Below are 17,904 nucleotides of genomic sequence, written 5' to 3' on the forward strand. Positions count from 1 at the left end.
TACAACAGCGGTAGTATAAAGGCCGAGTGCCTTATACTACCGCTGTTTATTTATGGTTGGATAAGGTTAGGAATACCAATATGTAGCTAGTCAAACCATACAAAGTGATGACTAAAAGAGGAAGGAGTAGTATCCAACCCCAACCGAGATCCCACCAAGATAATGAAAAAGTGATCGACATGATCACCGAAAATGGTAGGAGCATGGTACGAATGGCTACCACTCGCGCTTGTGAGATTATTTCCTCTGACCATGGAAGTAATGTAATCCATTCATCATTGATAAAACTTATCCAATAACGATAATGCCAATAGGTAAACAATATGTATGTGGCTAACAATAACAGACATTTGATTATTATGGGTGGCCATATCATAGCTAATAGACACACCCCTGTAAATTGTAAATAAAGCAACGATTGTTGTGGGTTACGGAATAATGCCTTTACAGCAGCACCGCTAGTCGTCTGTCCGCTGAACGGGAACGATACAAATAAGGCGAAGTTCTGAACATCCACGTTTTAATTCTCGTCGCTCTAGGTTTGTCTACCGCTTGAGTAAGTATCAGGCTAGTAAATCTTATCCGCAGTTTATTATCCTCTTGTACATCATTCATGAATGTTCCCTGCATCTTTAACCTCACTCTAATCAATAGGATCACAGTGAATACTAGTAATAAAGAAATCACAAATAACCAAAGTGGCTCAGCCCTCCACAGTAAAGAAACCTGCGTATATAGAAAACAAGGTGCTCCTACAGTAGGAATTAATAATAACGTCCGTCTCCATCCTATATAATTCACACTTACCAAATGACGAATCCAAGCAACAGTCCAACCCATCGTAATTGACAATAACAAATAACTTGTAGCCTCTACGGTACTCATGTCTAGTCGTTGTACCAAGAACGGCAATAGAACGACAAACCCTAACGTAATCATGATCCCGATCATCGTCATGCTATATATCGCTCCGCGCAGCATAATGCCAGACATGAAACGCTTAGCCATACGAATGAATAACACGTCCCCCTCTTGAACGAAGAGAAGTATGCTCGCTCTGTAAATAATCAGCAACATAAGCGATGGAAATATACCCGCAGGAAGAGCTTCGCTAAAGCTAGGTAATCCCTCTACCCATAATCCGTAATATAATCGTGCGGACAATAAAACACCTGGAATAAGAAGATAGAGCCATACGGTCCAATCCGAAATGGAACGAAAAACAGAAGCCTGACTTCGGAAGTACTCCTTCAAACGCCGCCAAAAAAGGGCGCCTGCTCCTCTGAACTGATAGTCCCTCCTTGACTTCATCTTCATGCCCCCTTCCATTACATCAACCTATCGAAACATTCAAATAACGAAGCTTCCTCTGGTTGCCCGGCAGTTATCCGAATGTCCTCTAACGTCCCTTGCGCAACCATTTTCCCATCTGAGATCATGATAAAGGTGTCACAGATTTTCTCTGCTGTGTCCAGCACATGCGTCGACATCAACACCCCTGCACCTCGTTCCCGCTCTTCTTCAAGTAAACGAAGGAAATCCTTCGTTGCTCGAGGATCCAACCCAATAAAAGGTTCATCTACAATATAAATATCAGGCTTCGCCAGAAAGCCAATCATCAACATCATCTTTTGCTTCATCCCTTTAGAGAAACCCGCAGGTAATAGATCGCGCGACTGACTCATACCAAAACGCGTGAGCAGTTCTTCTGCATGTTCAACAAAATCTTCATACGCTATTTCATAGGCTGCAGCTGCAAGATCCAAGTGTTCCCATAACGTTAAGTCCTCATAAAATATAGGTTGCTCTGGAATATATGCATATGTACCTGAACTACCTCCAATGGATACCTTCGCCTTCACATGTTTCAGAAGTCCAAGTATAGCTTTAATGGTAGTACTCTTGCCTGCACCATTGGGTCCAATAATTCCTAATAACTCACCTTTTCTCACCTGAAAACAGATGTCTGAAATGCAGGGGATCCCCCCGCCATATCCCGCTTCTTCAATGCTAACTTCTAACACCAAATTCAAGTCCATTTCATCATTTACATCTATACTTATCGCCAAGAAGATCTTCTCCTTCTATTAGAAGTGCCACGTATTCGTACAGTAGCAATCTACCTTAAGTTCGATATATCAATACCCTACTACTAGCTTCATTCTTTAAATACCATAGATACTACAAAAAGTTTCATATACATGAGATTTTTCATGAAAGGGACAGCTCTTGTACATCTTCGATTTGGAAACATATCTATAGGATATGATATGAAGGATTACCCTCCATCGGTCTCGAGAATGAATTAGGAGTTATTCCCAATAATCGTTTTATTTGGAGCCTCGAGGGGAAAAACTTTTATTTTTAAATATTAAAAGCATTGTAATTGTGACAAATCACATGTCCATGCGTGCATCACTTCGCTTAAAATGAATACAACATCATCAAATTCATCCATTTATGAATATAAAGGCGGTGAGAAGCTTGATTCAAATCCAAGAAGTCGAAGTCGATACCCAAATTTCTCTTCATTTGTATCGTGTATTTGCCAAATCATTCAAAAGTGTAAATGAACATGCCGTAACTGGCAGCAAAATTGAAGGCTTCAATCCAACAGCCTTCGCTGTTATGGAGGTTCTTTACTACAAAGGGGCTCAGCCCATTCAACAGATTGGTGCAAAACTGTTACTACAGAGTGGAAATGTCACATATGTTATAGATAAATTAGAAGAACGCGGGTTCCTTCGTCGCAGACCTTGTCCTACCGATCGACGTGTTATATTCGCAGAACTTACTTCTGAAGGCGAACAACTGATGAACGACCTGTATCCTAAATTCTCCGAACGAATTCACCGAGCACTAAGCGGATTAAATGCCGAGGAGAAATGCCAAATGATCTCTCTTCTCAAAAAAATGGGCATTCAAGCTGAACGTCTATCTCCCTCGTCGAGGAAGTAACAAGTTACAATTATTAAAAAGGCATAACGTACAACGTATCCTAATTATATGTTGATAAAAAAGCTCCAACGCCACTTTCAAGTGATGTTGGAGCTTCTTTGTCATGTATCGTAATAATCATTCATTTCCTTTTAATTCTTCGTAACCATTGCCTCTTCTTCAGAAGAAGGTGCCTTATTCTTAAATCTAGTCATCACTAGCATACTAATAATAGAAATGACAGCCATTATGATAAAGAGCGAATGCAAGCTTCCTTCTAAAACAGAACGCATACTAAGCCATAGAGACTCCGCAATACTCTTACTTTCTTCAGGTGAAAGTAGCTTATTTATGTCGTCTTGAGACACGTTTTCTGTTCCTGGTGTATCTTTTAACAAGACTGCTATTTTTATATTAATCCATGAACCAAAAGCGGCTACACCAATCGTCTGACCCAAAGAACGAATAAATGAGTTGAGGGCCGTTGAGGAACCACGTAGATTATACCCAACAGAAGACTGTGCAATAATCGTAAATACCGTCGAGGTATATCCAAAGCCAATCCCATAAATAAAGGTTAGTAGCAATAAGATCAAATTAGATGTCTCACCCGTCATCATGGCCATTCCTATTGCACTGACGACAATAGCGAAAACCCCGATCAACGTTGTCTTTCGTGTTCCTGCCGTGAGTAACATTTTCCCACCTGCAATAGACCCCAGTACCCACCCTATCGACATTGGTGCTAAAGCAAGACCTGAGAAAGTCGCATTCTTACCCAAGACACCCTGAATCCACAACGGAGTATACGTTGTAATCCCAATCAAGAGCGAACTAATAAGTAGATTGGCTACAGAGGATACTGCAATGTCCCGAATTCGAAAAAGCTGAAGCGGAAGCATAGGCTCTTCGGCTTTTCTTTCCACAATAAGAAACAATGCAAGGAATACAACAGCAATGACCATACATCCAATTAATAAGGGCGAGTTCCAATCATAATATTGCCCTCCCGTAGCCATTGTGAACAAAAGTGCCGTCACGCCAATTGTAAATGTAAGTGCTCCAGCTACGTCTACTTTAGCTTTCTTAGTCACCGTATGTTTCGGTAGATAACGCATAATAAGTATGATGGACACTAATCCGAACGGCACATTAAATCCAAATATCCAGCGCCAGCTCCAATAATCAACAAAATAACCGCCAAGTAACGGTCCAATTAAAGAGGATATACCCCAGATAGAACTAATGAGTGCTTGAACCTTGGTACGTTGTTCTAATGGATAGATATCTCCAATAATCGTAAAGGCTACGGGAACGATAGCCCCTGCACCAATCCCTTGAATTGCGCGAAATATGATAAGCTGCTCCATATTCTGAGATAATCCACAGAGTAATGATCCCAGGATAAAAATGATGGATCCCACGATAAACACCGGTTTACGCCCATATATGTCACTGATTTTACCGAAAATCGGTGTGGTTACAGCCATCGTTAAAAGATAAGCTGTAAATATCCAGCTCATAAGTTGCATTCCACCGAAATGACTTACAATAGCTGGTCCAGCTGGTCCAGTAACGGTTCCTTCAATGGCTGACATGAAAGTTGAGAGCAAAAGACCCGCTAAAATAAAATTACGTTTAATATTTACTGATGGATTCACGGATGTAATTCCTTTCTAATGTTCAGTGTAACGATACGCTTCTTGTATTTTACCGTAAATCTTACATGAATGCATACCACTATTTGTTAATTATTTGGATGTGAACGATTAGGAAGGACTGTATATTAACGATTTCGTAGTCGACCTACTTCATTGTAATTCCCCATGATGTAGCTGAAGGACGAAGGAGGTATCTCTTGCCACTAGATTAGGATCATGCGTGATCATGAGTAATGCCGTCCCGTGTTTTACCCTCTCACGACAAAGAGCTAGAATGCGTTCCGCAGCAGCATAGTCAATGCCAGATGTAGGTTCGTCTAGAATAACTAACTTCTTCGGGATGACGAATTGACATACAACACTTAAAATCCGCTTCTCGCCCTGACTCAGTAAATATGGTGAATCATGGCGTCTTCCGAGTAGACCCGCAGCTTCTAACATTTGTTCAGCTGACGCCACTTCCTGTGCCGTCAACGCAGTATGCCTATGTCTCCTGGATCTATAGCCATATGTCACTTCATCCCAGACAGAGTGTGTAACGAATTGATGCTCAGGTTGCTGAAATACATATCCAATATCCTCAGCTAGATCAGCAACGGACAAGCCTGCAATATCTTTACCACCCCAGAATATGCTGTGACGTGGAACGCGAATAAGTCCCATTAATAACCGACTTAGCGTGGATTTACCCGACCCATTCTCCCCAACCAAGATGCCCCAGTCTCCAGGCTGTAATGTAAAACTAACCTCTCGTAGAACTTGCTGTCCACCGGGATACGTATAACTTAATTTATGAAGTTGTAATAGCGCAGTAGCGCCCTCCTTGCTAGGTAAATCGACGGTTGTGAAAGGGTTCGTGATATAGGAAGCACCCTTGTCGGGTGAGGAAACGTCTGTGGGATGCTTCGTAGTATCGAAAACACCCGTGTCGGGTGATGAAGCATCTGCGATGTGCTGCGCGGAAGTAGCTGCGATGTGCTGCGCGGAAGTAGCTGCTGCCCCCTCCGGGGTTGGCAGCAGACCAAGCAGCACCAGCTGCTCCGCATGCTTGCGCAGCAGTTCCTGCGGTGGGCCGTCGAGGACAACGGCCCCACCCTGCAAGACGATGACGCGCTCCGCTGCACGCGCGACATCGTCGAATCGGCCGGACGTGTTAATCACCGTCCGACCCTGTTCGTGCAAGCTTGCACATACTTGCACGAACTGCACTTGCGCCGCGCCGTCGAGGCTCGCGGCGCAGTCGTCGAAGACGAACAGCCGCGGCTCAAGCGCAAGCACCGCGGCTGTGGCGGCCCGCTGGCGTTGGCCGCCTGAGAGTTCTCGCACCCGCGCGTAGCGGTGCGAGGTTAGGCCCACCGCCGCTAGCGAAGCGCTTATGCGGCGGGCTATATCTGCGGGGGGAACCCGCAGATTCTCGGGCCCGAAGGCAACGTCGGCTTCGACGTTGCCCTGCACGAGCTGCGCGTCGGCGTCTTGGAAGACGACGCCGACGCGTTCAGCGATGTCCGCAATAGAAGCATATGCAGGATCTATTGCTTCTATTGAGACGATTCCTTCCCTATGCCCTCCACCACTTCGGGGCAAATAGCCATTCAATAGTTGGCATAACGTCGACTTGCCACTGCCTCCTGGTCCAATGATAGCTGCCCATTGTCCATTAGGAATGGATAGTGTTATGTCCTTTATTATAGGTTTGGAATCACCCTCATACGTATAGGATAATCCATCAAGATTAATGACTCCCTGTAACATAAGATGTTTCCTCTTTCTTAATTTTGTAGCGCCGAAGTAGCCCTGTCCGCTCTAAGCTATCTCCAAGCAACTTCGTCATAAGACCACATAATAGCATCCCACTTAACACCCGTACGACTAATGCAATGGTCAGTACCTCCCAACCCCATGCCGTATATCCAAACATATACGCCGCACAAAGGAACCAGATGGGCACCATCGCACCACCTACGAACATAAGAGCACTTATTCCCCATCTTTTATATCGAAATAATGCAAACATCACTTCAGCAACAACCATGTAACATAGTGCAGCTACGATCGCTGCAGTAATCCCGTAACTCGTACCTATGAAACATTGAATCGTTCCACCGATACCATATGTAATGATAGCTGTACCTGGTTTACGAATAATATAATAGGCCAACAGCCCATAAATCATATATAACCCTACGATTGTCGCTGTTGCAATTGGCCCGCCTGCACTATTCAAAATTTTGTTGATAAACGATAAATAAAAAGTCATGACTGCGTTAGCCGTCGCAAGCATCGCCATTAGCACAATTTCCACTGTTGTAAATGCTTCGCGTTTCCAATTCAAAAAAGAGAACTTACTCAAATCCAGATCAGCTCCTTCGTATGTAAACAAGAGAGTATCATTACCTCTCACGTTATTTTTACACGATGAACCCGCCAACGTCAACCATTATGAATTTATAAGTTAACGTTATAAGTGAACCACAACAATCCACTTGTAATCAGAATCCCTAGGATCGCCAGTATACGTCCCTTTTGAACTGGCATAAGAGGTCTTAAGTAGGTCCGATCAGGATAAGCTCCGAATCCTTTGGACTCCATCGCAGCAGCGGTCTGTTGCACACGTCGAATCGAATTATATAAAACAGCAGACGTTAGCGTTGTCCACCATGACCACCGCCCCCGTAGACCTCTTCCTTGTCTTCCGCCTCTGATATGATGTGCAGCTGAAATACTGCGACCTTCTTCTTGCAATAATGGGAGAAATGTAAGTGCCATTGAAATACCAAATGCGAATCGATATGGAATACGTAAAACCTGCGTTAACGACGATACTAAGTCTTGCGGATCCGTTGTCTTAATATATACATACGAAGTCAAAAACAGCGTAAACATTCGAAGGCTAACCGAACCGGCCATATCCATCCCTTCCATCGTAATGGACAACTTCCCAATCTCCAACAACTGCGTGGTCCCCGGTGCAGTAAACACTGTAATGATGAACAAAGGCACTACAAAGACTATCAAGAAGGAAAGTGCCTTCCATTGTCCACCCCACGTTATCCCCGCTGCGAATCGAGCAGTCACCATACTAAACAACAATAGACCTGCCTGTTCTGTTGACGTCTGAAATCGAGTAGCGAGTATCGCGATGCACAGAATTAACACTAACTTACTAAGTGGATCAATTCGTTGTAACCATGATTGTCCATGAGCATACGGGATGATCATTGCGGTGTCTCCTTATGCTTTAACAGCCAATCATGTTGTAATAATGAATACATATGTACATCATGAAATCCTTCATCCGTATGACGGTAACCCCTAAGAATACCCTCCATCTGAAACTGTTGAGTAGCGAATAGTCTACTGGCACGTTCATTCCGTGTATCTACTAGGGCCTCGATACGGTGTAATCCCATCTCTTGAAATCCGTAATGTAATAAAAGCTCTATCGCTTCATTCATATACCCTTGTCCCCAATAAAGACTAGATAACTCGCAACCGATTTCCCCACGATATGCCCCTTCCAATTGCCACATATTGAACCCGCAGCTGCCTATCCACTCGCTATTTTGTTTATTCACAATTCCCCATCTCACCCCATCCTCCGTCTCTGACAAGGCGTTCAGGAACTGAATCATCTCCATACCACGATCTATGGATTCAAGCTCTGGAATACCTGAATATTCACGAACCTCTTGTCTTGACCAGCACTCAAATAAGGATCGTGCATCTTCCGCTTGCATCCTGCGAAGCTGAATTCGATTTCCTTCGAGTTGCGGAATATTCCCACCACAAACGAACATATGTATGAACCTCCCTGCTCATTTCTTAAATATAATCCCTCTATCTCGTATCTTACATAATAATATCCTCATAAACAAAAAGAAAAAGAGTGCTCAGCTGTTTCCAGCCTGCACTCCATGTTGAGATCCTATTCTTCTTCTACTTTGTTTCTTCCACACAGCAGTATACTAATGATCATTACAAATGCAATAAGGGCAAGTAATGGAATGGTAATAAATCCGAACCAATTCAGATAATCAAAATTACAAGGAATTCCTACAGAACAAGGTGCAATCTTAGCGAATCCTGGAACCATCTGCTCCAAGTAATGGAATATCGATATACTTCCACCAATGATACTCAAAGGAAGCACATAAGAAATGATCTTTCTATCATCTTTATAACTTGCGATACCCAACAGAATCACCTGAGGATACATAAATATTCTCTGGAACCAACAAAGCTTACATGGCTCATATAGCATCACATCACTCAAATATAAGCTACCGCAAGTGGCTACAATAGATACAACCCAAGCTAAGTATAGGGAATACGTACTGAAGAACCCTTTAACTTTCATGGTTATTTCCCTTCTTGCCCTGCATTTTGTAATGTTATTTCGTCATTGATCGCCTTTGCAAGGTCATCGTAATTCATACCGTCTTTAAATACAAACTGTTTTCCGTTGATAAAGACTGAAGGTGTACTCTGCACATCATTTTCACTACCTATCTTCTGATGTTCATTCACTTCATCTTGATACGTCTTATCCTTAATATCCGCAGCTAGCTTGTCGTAATCGATGGCGAGCTTCTCTTGACGAGCTAGTTCAACTAGATATTCAGGTGTTGCCCAGTCTAAATTCTCATCCTTCTGATTATCATACAAAGCATGATAATACTTCCAGAACTCATCATTATTCTGATGGAATACTGACTGTGCTGCCAATGCTGCCGTATTGGAGTCACCTTCTGGACTAATAACCAGATAATTCATATAGTGAAAAGATACAAGTCCTTTATCCACGAAATCCTTCATCAAAAGCGGCTTGAAATTCTGGCTAAAATATTGACAGGATGGACATTTATAATCGCCAAACTCTACTATTTTCACCGGTGCATCGGGCTTCCCGATAATAGGTAGACTCTCATATGCAAATGATGCAACTTTTGTATCCGAACTGTCATTCGAACTCGGTCTTAATACCAGAGCTAGAATAACAAGGACAACAATACAGGCTCCAGTAATCCACATAGTCCTTTGCACTCGTTTGATTTTCATTTCCTTTTCCAATTTACGCATGGCGATCGCATTAGCATTTTTCTTTGGTTTCATGAACCTCTTCTAACCCCTTTCTTACAAATAAATTCAACAACTCTTGTGCATCCATTTCGAATGCATTATTTAATGATTTCGAGATTCTGTTTAAATCAATTTCGAATTCATTATTACAAACTCAGTTGTCCATTCTATCTCTCATAGTCATTCATTGTGAACCTTTTAAACTATCACAATTATAGTAACAATCCGCGGATCAAGTCAAACCTTTATGCACCATATTCTGCAATTTATCGCTAGCTCATTTACAGTCATTTCAATTATAATCTATGTATTACTAACAAATAATAGATGAGGGGTTATCCAATATGGCATTATTCCAATGTAACTTTTACTCTGAGGTTCTCGGTTTGAGCACTTCTATGACTGTGATTCTACCGCAACAGACGAGAACACAGATCGGTATGAATAATAATAAATTAGGAGATAAGCATCCTACTTTGTATTTGTTACACGGACTGACGGATGACGATTCCGTCTGGCTACGTCGCACTTCTATTGAACGTTATGTGGCTGAGCTTGGAATTGCTGTTGTGATGCCACAGGTTCATCTTAGCTTTTATACAGACATGGCTCAGGGAAATCGCTATTGGACTTTTATCAACGAAGAGTTGCCTGAAATTGCTCGATCATTCTTTCCGCTCTCAGAAGCTAGAGAAGATAATTATGTAGCAGGTTTATCCATGGGTGGTTACGGAGCGATGAAGCTTGCCCTACGCCGACCCGATCAATATGCGGCAGCTGCAAGCTTGTCAGGTGCCTTAGATATGGCTAATCATATCCAAATGAACAACTCCCCTGTGAATTATACTCACATCTTTGGCGATAAGGATATCCGCGGTACAGATAATGATATTCTTCATTTGCTCCAGCAGTGTGATCAAGCAGATGGCCCTAAGCCTCTTCTCTATCAATGCTGTGGGACTGAAGATTTCCTCTACGAAGACAACCAAACATTTAGAGATGCCTGCGCTCGTACCGATCTCAATCTTACTTATGAGGAAGAACTCGGAGGGCATGACTGGGGATATTGGGATACCAAAATACAGGACGTATTGAAATGGCTCCCATTGCGTAAACCACTTTAATGAATAAGTCTTCCCATTTAAACAAACCTGACGAGATGTGTAATCGTCAGGTTTGTTTGTGATATTAAACTTCCTCAGTCTTGAACGAATGAATTGATTAATGTGCTACCTTCTCTCGATGTTGTGAAGATCAAAGGGTGCCATCTTTACATTTTCCTTTAAAAGTAATTTTCACTTGACGAGAGAGGTTCCGTTGTACTATCTTTTATAATTAACCAGTGGTTAAAAGAAAGGTGGAGTGTAATGTTTCAAGCGATTCCCTACGAGGGCGACCGAAGCAGTTCATATACAGCCGTGTTAGAACAATTAAAATCACTTATTCATGATGAACCTAACTCCATCGCTAATCTTGCTAATGCTTCAGCACTACTCAACCTATTTATGAACGACATTAATTGGGTTGGGTTCTACATCTATGATGGCAAGGAGCTTGTACTTGGTCCATTCCAAGGACTACCTGCCTGCATACGTATTCCATTAAACCGTGGTGTCTGTGGTGGTGCTGCTTCGCAAATGCGAACGCTCGTTGTCGATGACGTCCATGCTTTTCCCGGTCACATTGCCTGTGATGGGGCCACAAATAGTGAAATTGTAGTTCCGATTATTAAAGACGGAGAATTGTACGGTGTCCTAGATGTGGATAGTCCTCTAAAAAACCGATTTGACAGCGAGGATCAGCACTTTCTAGAGAAGTTCGTAGAAATACTGACAGCTCAACTGTCATCCTAGGATAATTCAACAAAAAGAAGTTGCCCCTTTTCGTCAAATAACTTAAACGAAGGGGCAACCTCTATATTCATGACATTATAGCTGTTCTTTTGCAAATATCTTCATGCGCTCCATAAACATCTCATTCTTCCCCTGGTTCCCGAGTAATCATAAGTCCATCTACGTGTCTACGTTCCATGATTCTTCTCTTCTTCCGGTTTTCTTTGGAATCAAAAATAATGCTTAAATCGTAATCATCAGGGTACAGTTCGCTTTTATCCATAAATAATTGAAGTCTTTTCTTATTCACTTGGTGCTTGTGCTTCTGAATCATCACACCTACCATTCCCATCGCGTCCTCCTGCTTGTAGACAATTCCTGTCCTTCCGAAAGTGCTCACATAAACACTATCTCCCAATTCAAACTTAGTCGCAGGAACAGTGCTCTTCTTGGTACCGTCACGATGGGTTTTATCTACGATCAAAGGTTCAACTGAAGGCTCGACTTCATTCGTTATCTCCTCAATGAATACCTGTTGCTCCCAGTTACCAGAGACATGACTTCGCTGCTTACTGACAATTTCCTGTGATCGCTTGACGATGTCAGAGATCATCCCGAGTTTCTTAGCAATTTCAATAGCATAACTCTGACCTGACTCCCCTATGGTTAAGCGATATAGCGGCTCTAACGTCTCTACGTCAAACTCCATTCTTGCATTCTGAAATCCCGCAGTTCGTGATGCAAAGCTCTTTAATTCATTGAAATGTGTCGTAACCATCATGGAGGCACCTCGGGCGTTCAATTCTTCCAGAATCGCAATCGACAAAGCCATTCCTTCTCCCGGATCGGTTCCCGCTGCCAGTTCATCTATCAGAAGTAGTGTTGAACGATCCGCAGCACTTACCATATGAGTGATTCTCTGAATTTGTGCTGAGAAGGTACTCAGTGATTGTTCGATACTTTGGCCATCACCAATGACCGTCATGACATTGGAAAATACAGCGAACTCACTTCCAGGATCCACAGGTACCAACATGCCCGATTGTGCCATGAGCGTGAGTAATCCCACTGTTTTGAGTGCAACGGTCTTACCTCCTGTATTCGGCCCCGTAATGATAAGCGATCGATATCCCTGTCCGATCTCAACAGATAACGGAATCATCTTCTGTAGAAGCAACGGATGCTTTGCTCCTTGAACAGAGATGATCCCCCTATCATTCAACTGAACAGCCACGCCTCCAATGGACCAAGCATACTTCGCTTTGGCAATAATGAAATCATACGTCCCTGTGACTTCAATATTCAGATGAATGGCTGCAACTTCAGCTTCAAGTAACCGGGTTAATTCATATAATACAATTCCTTCTTCCCTTGCTTCATCTGCTTCTAGCATGTACATCTCAACTTGTAGATCCGAGACTTCATCTGGCTCCATATACACCGTTTGGCCGCTTGTCGATTGATCCAAGACCACGCCCTTGACCTGCTTGTGATACTCCTTCTTCACTGGAATGACGTATCGTCCATTTCTCATACTCACTAAATTCTCTTGAAGAATCGATTGGTGTCTGGATAGAACACTCGCTAGCTTTTTCTGAATACGTTCTTTACTCACACCTATTTTCTTACGAACTCTCTCCAGATTCTTACTCGCTTGATCCATCACTTTACCGTATTGAATACAGCGCTCAATCTCTCTTCTCACTTTCGAAAGATCGTCTAATGAAGAAGCATACGTACTAATGACAGGCGCGATATGCCCCTTACTCGCCATATACCTCTTCAACTGGCTGCAACTATTGAGAAAGGTATACATCGCCATAAGATCCTGTTCCGTGAACATGTAACCTGTATTAAGCAAAGAAACAACATAATCAACCCCCTCTAAGGAAGGCAACGGAATGCTAGCCCCTTTTTCAATCAATGCCTTTGCTTCATCTGTCTCCTCCATTGCACGCTTAATCGCCCTAATCTGATTCATGGGATGAAGTTCCTCAACCCGCTTCCTTCCCGCATAAGATACTGCGTATGCCATAACATTCCCCTTCATCTTGCCGTACTCCAACATACTTAAAGTTGCTTTATCCATGATATTCATGTTCCTCCTTCGATTTTGTATAATAAAAAAAGAGGGCAAAGAATAGACGAATATCGTCATTCTTTGCCCTCAAATCCAGTTGTTTCTCCTCATGTAAATGTAAACGCAAAAAAGTCGTGCTCCAAGAGCACGACCGCGTATAGTCTGATTGAGACGTCTCCCCACTATTGAGGTAGTGAGGAACTCCCATTCATCCTATATTTACAAAGAAATAAACAGCCAAAGGCGCCGTTTGATGCTTCGCGTGTTCTTAACTATTCCAAGACCTCTGTACCGCATAAGAAAAGTAGAAATATAAGAATTAAGAATAAGTTGGAACTTATAATTTCTTATATTTAAATAAACCCGCTCTATCGAGCGAAATTTTCTTATCGAACATTAGTCCATATGGAGTTGTATTAGTTAAGAACATACCCCGTCATCAAAATCTCTCCCCTTTGGTTAGGATGACACCATTTTACCAATAACACTCTGCTAAATCAATGGGCACGACGATATTCGCCCATCGAAACACTAAACCCAGCACCTATGCGATGCTGGGTTGGGGGTCATACGACTAACAATCCATATTAGTCTGCGCTATTAAGTAGCTTCAAGAGATCTACAGGTAGGTGAAATTGTTGGTTGTTAATCATAATACGTCTTAACTCATCCACCGAATCCTCACTTTGAGCATCCTTAATTTCCTGAATCTCATCATTTAGACGCTCCATCTGTAAGTCTAGTGCATTTGCCGAATCTGCTGCTGCTTTCAGCTCTTGCGTAAGGCGTTCAGGTACAGATTGATTATATTTGTAGAAAATCTTATGCTCCAGACTTGCCCAGAAGTCCATAGCAATCGTACGGATCTGTACTTCCACACATACATGTTCTACGCCATCCGACAGAAATACGGGGACTTCAATCAATAAGTGAAGACTCTGATAACCGTTCGGTTTAGGATTCTTTATATAATCTTTCACTTCCAGAATAATGAGATCACTTTGTTTCCGGAGCATTTCTTGCATGCGATATATGTCTGAGATGAAGGAGCAAGTAATCCGAAGACCCGCAATATCTTTAATATTACTTTTTATACCTGGAAATGTTAATTCATAATTTTTGCGAAGCATCTTTTTCATAATGCTCTCTGGAGACTTTAATCGTGATTTCGTGTGTTCGATCGGACTATAGTCATGTAAAGACTGAAATTCTTCCTTCAATATATCAACTTTAGTCTCCATTTCGTCCAAGGCGAATTTGTAAACCATCATAAATCGCGTTATATCATGCTTAAACTGTTTGAGTCGTTCCATTTGATTGTGAGCATTCATATTCATTTTCCTTCCCAACTAAATACTTAATAATAAGTCATCATATTAAATTCTTAAGCTATCTCCATTTCAGTATAACACTGGCTAACTTAATATCATATTTCGCCTCTAATCATGAAGCTACATGATAGGAATTCCCTTGTTGTGCCTTTCATTATCCTCTATAATCAGGTTATTGTCGTTAGTATATACCAGACAACTATAGGAGGCTTTATGGAACATCAGACGATTCTAGCTATTGGTATTTTCCTAATTGTGTATGGATTTATTATATCTGAAAAAATACACCGTACGATCGTAGCCATGATTGGCGGTATTCTTATGGTTATTTTGGGTGTTGTTGATCAAGAAACAGCCCTACACCATATCGATTTCAATACACTCGGTCTACTCATTGGTATGATGATCATGGTCAATATCACTGCTGAGACTGGCTTATTCAAGTACATAGCCATCTGGGCAGCTAAAAAAGCTAAAGGACACCCCATACGTATTCTTATCTCGCTGACGCTTATTACAGCACTCGCTTCTGCATTCTTAGATAATGTAACTACCGTACTACTCATGGTACCTGTTACCTTTAGCATTACAAGTCAATTACGAGTTAACCCTTTTCCTTATTTGTTTTCTCAAATATTGGCTTCTAACATCGGGGGAACAGCGACGATGATTGGAGATCCACCGAACATTATGATCGGAAGTGCTGTAAAGGAACTAACCTTCATGGCCTTCATTGAAAATCTAGCGCCAGTTATTATCATCATTATGCTGGTTATGATTCCTATTCTTATTCTCATATTTCGTAAACAATTGAAGACAAAACCCGAGTTAATGCATAGCTTGATGGACATGGATGAAAAAGCAGTCATCACGAATCGTACGTTACTTATCAAATGCTTATCAGCGCTGGGACTTACGATGATCGGATTCTTCGTACATCAGATGCTACATTTAGAATCGGCTACCATTGCTTTGACTGGAGCTTTTCTATTGCTTCTTCTTAGTGGAGAACATTTCCTAGAGAAGGCTTTTGCTAAAATTGAATGGACCACCATATTCTTCTTCGTAGGGTTATTCGTACTCGTATCTGGATTGATTGAGACGGGGGTTATAACAGCATTAGCCAAACAAGCTATGGCTCTGACCGGTGGAAATGTAGCTTCAACGTCCATGCTAATCCTATGGCTCAGTGCCATTGCCTCCGCCTTTGTAGATAATATCCCCTTCGTAGCTACCATGATTCCCCTAATTCAGGATATGGGTTCTATGGGCGTAAGTAATCTAGAACCTGTGTGGTGGAGCCTAGCGTTAGGTGCCTGTCTCGGAGGAAACGGATCGTTAGTCGGTGCCAGTGCAAACCTTATTGTCGCTGGGTTATCTGCCAAAGAAGGGCAACCGATTTCGTTTGTACAATTTCTTAAATACGGATTCCCGCTTATGATTCTGTCCATTATCATTTCAACGATATATATCTATCTGCGGTATTTAATTTAATTCATATTTTATGATATGAAAAAAGCAGGACCATCATAGTTAATGGTCCTGCTTTTTTATATCTTAACTAATCGCTAATGAGTTAACTTTACTGTCCGATATCAATAACTTCAAATGCATGCCCACATGCTGGGCAATATCGAGCTTCCATCGTAACCTTTTGGCCACAGGCACAATCTTTCTCATCCCCAACAAACCCCATCTGATCCTGATTTCTCTGAATCTCTTCCTTCAATGATATTATTTGCTGGATGATAGGTTCAAGATGATCATTATTAAGTGACTGATTCTCATTCGTTAATGACATAAATACTGAGCGTCCAATCTCCTGATAATGATCTAATATTTCTCTTTGTTTGGAACTGTTCTGCATCTTCAGTCGATTAATTTCTACAGCTACCTTGGCTTTATTCCCAGCTTCCGATACCCCTGATTTCAATTTATCAAAAAAACTCATATATGCTTACCTCCGTATATTCTATTCTGCTTGCTCAAGAGCCATTGTATAATGAAGATTTACAGTCATTAATTCAGACTCAAGCTTCTCATATTCATTGTCTAGTTGACTTAGTATCTCGTTTATTGCATATGCCTTATCTTCCACTTGATCCAGTGTATCATTAATTCTACCTTGAACCATCCAATCTGAAATAAATCCATCGAAGAAATAATCACTAAATCTAAGGAAATCTCCAATATCTATCTCCATCGATGCGCTCAACTGGACATCTCTTAGTTCTTTCGAGAATAGGCTCAAATCCCTTTGAGCATCATGAATATACGCCATGGCTTCATCAATATTGTTATGCTTGATGTGGGTGGCGATCATCCCCCCGCCAAGTAGGTCATAAGTTCCCCAGTCTCTAGCTTTCTGAAGTCCATCAGATGCACTCTTCAGACTATCCATGACTGAATTACCCGCCTGGATGGCCTCCTTCAACTCTTTCTGAGTCAGTTGCAGATCCGTTTGTCGGTCAACAAGTGCCATAAGCTCCTTGTTACTGTGTAGGAGGGATTGTTCTTTTTCTCTTATGATTGCGTCGTATTCCACTTCCCAACCTCTGACATGTGAAAGTTCTTGCGAGACGTCATGTATTTGGTCTGTCGTATCTTTCACCATACGTAGCGCTTCATCATATTTCACCTTAGCTTCAAGTACTTCAAGCTGTTCTCGTTCAATCTTTTCTTCCTTCTTGCCTATAATACTGTAGATCAGATTAAATAATGTCATGCCTGTCAGTCTTTCTACTTCCTGCTCTTCACGTTGTAGGCGCTGTTCCCAGTTATTTGCTTCACGCTCATACTGTTCTAACGCAAGCCCGAGATCCTCAAGACGCCTATCCCACTTTCTGTAGCTACGACCTTTCTCTTTCACTTCAGCCAGACGTACATTTAATTCATGAAACATGAGCAATCCCTCCCATTGCAACCCTATCCCCATAATCATATTAAACGTTATTACACCTCAACAAGTTTCAAATTCTTGGTAA

At 41.9% G+C, this 17,904-nt stretch carries 18 protein-coding genes; 4 read left to right on the plus strand and 14 right to left on the minus strand.

What is annotated here, in order from left to right:
* Positions 1-46: 46 nt before the first annotated feature.
* From BW961_RS29995 to BW961_RS20460, 3 genes are read right to left on the minus strand one after another with little or no spacing between them, the layout of a single operon-like run.
* Positions 47-517, minus strand: coding sequence for an ABC transporter permease (locus BW961_RS29995; protein ID WP_139331703.1), 471 nt, complete (start codon positions 515-517; stop codon positions 47-49).
* Positions 445-1,311 carry an ABC transporter permease gene (locus BW961_RS20455; protein ID WP_068591472.1) on the minus strand — a complete coding sequence of 289 codons (867 nt, stop codon included), beginning with the start codon at positions 1,309-1,311 and terminating at the stop codon, positions 445-447. Before BW961_RS20455 ends, BW961_RS29995 begins: the two co-directional genes overlap by 73 nt.
* A gap of 17 nt (positions 1,312-1,328) precedes the next feature.
* Positions 1,329-2,039 (minus strand): ABC transporter ATP-binding protein, encoded by a 711-nt coding sequence (locus BW961_RS20460; RefSeq protein ID WP_068591605.1) that lies wholly within the window; start codon positions 2,037-2,039, stop codon positions 1,329-1,331.
* Between the two features lie 454 nt (positions 2,040-2,493).
* Here BW961_RS20460 and BW961_RS20465 point away from each other — a divergent pair, with 454 nt between their 5' ends.
* Positions 2,494-2,958, plus strand: a complete 465-nt coding sequence (locus BW961_RS20465) for a MarR family winged helix-turn-helix transcriptional regulator (RefSeq protein WP_394327651.1) — start codon at positions 2,494-2,496, stop codon at positions 2,956-2,958.
* A 131-nt stretch (positions 2,959-3,089) separates the two neighbouring features.
* On the opposite strand, the gene BW961_RS20470 is transcribed toward BW961_RS20465, so the two are convergent.
* The 7 genes from BW961_RS20470 to BW961_RS20500 form a co-directional block, all read right to left on the minus strand.
* Entirely contained in the window at positions 3,090-4,598 is a 1,509-nt protein-coding gene (locus BW961_RS20470; protein WP_394327650.1) for an MDR family MFS transporter, read from the minus strand.
* Between the two features lie 150 nt (positions 4,599-4,748).
* Positions 4,749-6,350, minus strand: a complete 1,602-nt coding sequence (locus BW961_RS20475; RefSeq protein WP_068591470.1) for an ABC transporter ATP-binding protein — start codon at positions 6,348-6,350, stop codon at positions 4,749-4,751.
* The gene (locus tag BW961_RS20480; protein WP_280175215.1) at positions 6,331-6,948 is read right to left on the minus strand and encodes an ECF transporter S component; all 618 of its coding nucleotides are present in this window, start codon (positions 6,946-6,948) and stop codon (positions 6,331-6,333) included. The genes BW961_RS20475 and BW961_RS20480 overlap by 20 nt, the downstream gene beginning before the upstream one ends.
* Before the next feature lie 95 nt (positions 6,949-7,043).
* On the minus strand, positions 7,044-7,817 hold the full coding sequence (locus tag BW961_RS20485; protein WP_068591468.1) for an energy-coupling factor transporter transmembrane component T family protein: 774 nt from the start codon (positions 7,815-7,817) through the stop codon (positions 7,044-7,046).
* Entirely contained in the window at positions 7,814-8,395 is a 582-nt protein-coding gene (locus tag BW961_RS20490) for a GNAT family N-acetyltransferase (protein ID WP_068591466.1), read from the minus strand. The genes BW961_RS20485 and BW961_RS20490 overlap by 4 nt, the downstream gene beginning before the upstream one ends.
* 128 nt (positions 8,396-8,523) lie before the next feature.
* A complete protein-coding gene (locus BW961_RS20495) occupies positions 8,524-8,955 on the minus strand; it encodes a disulfide oxidoreductase (RefSeq protein ID WP_068591464.1) in 432 nt (143 codons plus the stop codon).
* 2 nt (positions 8,956-8,957) lie between these two features.
* On the minus strand, positions 8,958-9,710 hold the full coding sequence (locus tag BW961_RS20500; RefSeq protein WP_068591462.1) for a DsbA family protein: 753 nt from the start codon (positions 9,708-9,710) through the stop codon (positions 8,958-8,960).
* Between the two features lie 311 nt (positions 9,711-10,021).
* Here BW961_RS20500 and BW961_RS20505 point away from each other — a divergent pair, with 311 nt between their 5' ends.
* Complete coding sequence (locus tag BW961_RS20505; RefSeq protein WP_068591460.1) at positions 10,022-10,801, plus strand: alpha/beta hydrolase; 780 nt, start codon at positions 10,022-10,024, stop codon at positions 10,799-10,801.
* A 243-nt stretch (positions 10,802-11,044) separates the two neighbouring features.
* Positions 11,045-11,530, plus strand: a complete 486-nt coding sequence (locus tag BW961_RS20510) for a GAF domain-containing protein (protein ID WP_068591458.1) — start codon at positions 11,045-11,047, stop codon at positions 11,528-11,530.
* Positions 11,531-11,651: 121 nt separating this feature from the next.
* On the opposite strand, the gene BW961_RS20515 is transcribed toward BW961_RS20510, so the two are convergent.
* Positions 11,652-13,598: an endonuclease MutS2 gene (locus BW961_RS20515; RefSeq protein WP_068591457.1), complete on the minus strand. Its 1,947-nt coding sequence runs from the start codon at positions 13,596-13,598 to the stop codon at positions 11,652-11,654.
* Between the two features lie 578 nt (positions 13,599-14,176).
* A complete protein-coding gene (locus BW961_RS20520) occupies positions 14,177-14,920 on the minus strand; it encodes a GTP pyrophosphokinase (protein WP_068591455.1) in 744 nt (247 codons plus the stop codon).
* A 213-nt stretch (positions 14,921-15,133) separates the two neighbouring features.
* Between BW961_RS20520 and BW961_RS20525 the strand changes: the two genes are divergently transcribed.
* Positions 15,134-16,414: an ArsB/NhaD family transporter gene (locus BW961_RS20525; protein WP_068591453.1), complete on the plus strand. Its 1,281-nt coding sequence runs from the start codon at positions 15,134-15,136 to the stop codon at positions 16,412-16,414.
* Between the two features lie 88 nt (positions 16,415-16,502).
* Here BW961_RS20525 and BW961_RS20530 read toward each other — a convergent pair whose 3' ends face one another.
* Positions 16,503-16,871: a hypothetical protein gene (locus BW961_RS20530; protein WP_068591451.1), complete on the minus strand. Its 369-nt coding sequence runs from the start codon at positions 16,869-16,871 to the stop codon at positions 16,503-16,505.
* 21 nt (positions 16,872-16,892) lie between these two features.
* Positions 16,893-17,822 carry a hypothetical protein gene (locus BW961_RS20535; RefSeq protein WP_068591449.1) on the minus strand — a complete coding sequence of 310 codons (930 nt, stop codon included), beginning with the start codon at positions 17,820-17,822 and terminating at the stop codon, positions 16,893-16,895.
* Positions 17,823-17,904 lie beyond the last annotated feature (82 nt).

It is taken from the genome of Paenibacillus macquariensis (genome assembly GCF_900156375.1).
GTDB classification, from domain to species: Bacteria; Bacillota; Bacilli; order Paenibacillales; family Paenibacillaceae; genus Paenibacillus_AQ; species Paenibacillus_AQ macquariensis.

Bases quoted from the DNA above. Each gene is read 5' to 3' on its own strand.
- BW961_RS20495 (WP_068591464.1), bottom strand. From the start codon at position 8,955: ATGAAAGTTAAAGGGTTCTTCAGTACGTATTCCCTATACTTAGCTTGG.
- BW961_RS20535 (WP_068591449.1), bottom strand. From the start codon at position 17,822: ATGTTTCATGAATTAAATGTACGTCTGGCTGAAGTGAAAGAGAAAGGT.
- BW961_RS20460 (WP_068591605.1), bottom strand. From the start codon at position 2,039: ATGGACTTGAATTTGGTGTTAGAAGTTAGCATTGAAGAAGCGGGATAT.
- BW961_RS20455 (WP_068591472.1), bottom strand. From the start codon at position 1,311: ATGAAGTCAAGGAGGGACTATCAGTTCAGAGGAGCAGGCGCCCTTTTT.
- BW961_RS20510 (WP_068591458.1), top strand. From the start codon at position 11,045: ATGTTTCAAGCGATTCCCTACGAGGGCGACCGAAGCAGTTCATATACA.
- BW961_RS20530 (WP_068591451.1), bottom strand. From the start codon at position 16,871: ATGAGTTTTTTTGATAAATTGAAATCAGGGGTATCGGAAGCTGGGAAT.
- BW961_RS20520 (WP_068591455.1), bottom strand. From the start codon at position 14,920: ATGAATGCTCACAATCAAATGGAACGACTCAAACAGTTTAAGCATGAT.
- BW961_RS20515 (WP_068591457.1), bottom strand. From the start codon at position 13,598: ATGGATAAAGCAACTTTAAGTATGTTGGAGTACGGCAAGATGAAGGGG.
- BW961_RS20490 (WP_068591466.1), bottom strand. From the start codon at position 8,395: ATGTTCGTTTGTGGTGGGAATATTCCGCAACTCGAAGGAAATCGAATT.
- BW961_RS20475 (WP_068591470.1), bottom strand. From the start codon at position 6,350: ATGTTACAGGGAGTCATTAATCTTGATGGATTATCCTATACGTATGAG.
- BW961_RS20525 (WP_068591453.1), top strand. From the start codon at position 15,134: ATGGAACATCAGACGATTCTAGCTATTGGTATTTTCCTAATTGTGTAT.
- BW961_RS20505 (WP_068591460.1), top strand. From the start codon at position 10,022: ATGGCATTATTCCAATGTAACTTTTACTCTGAGGTTCTCGGTTTGAGC.
- BW961_RS20500 (WP_068591462.1), bottom strand. From the start codon at position 9,710: ATGAAACCAAAGAAAAATGCTAATGCGATCGCCATGCGTAAATTGGAA.
- BW961_RS20485 (WP_068591468.1), bottom strand. From the start codon at position 7,817: ATGATCATCCCGTATGCTCATGGACAATCATGGTTACAACGAATTGAT.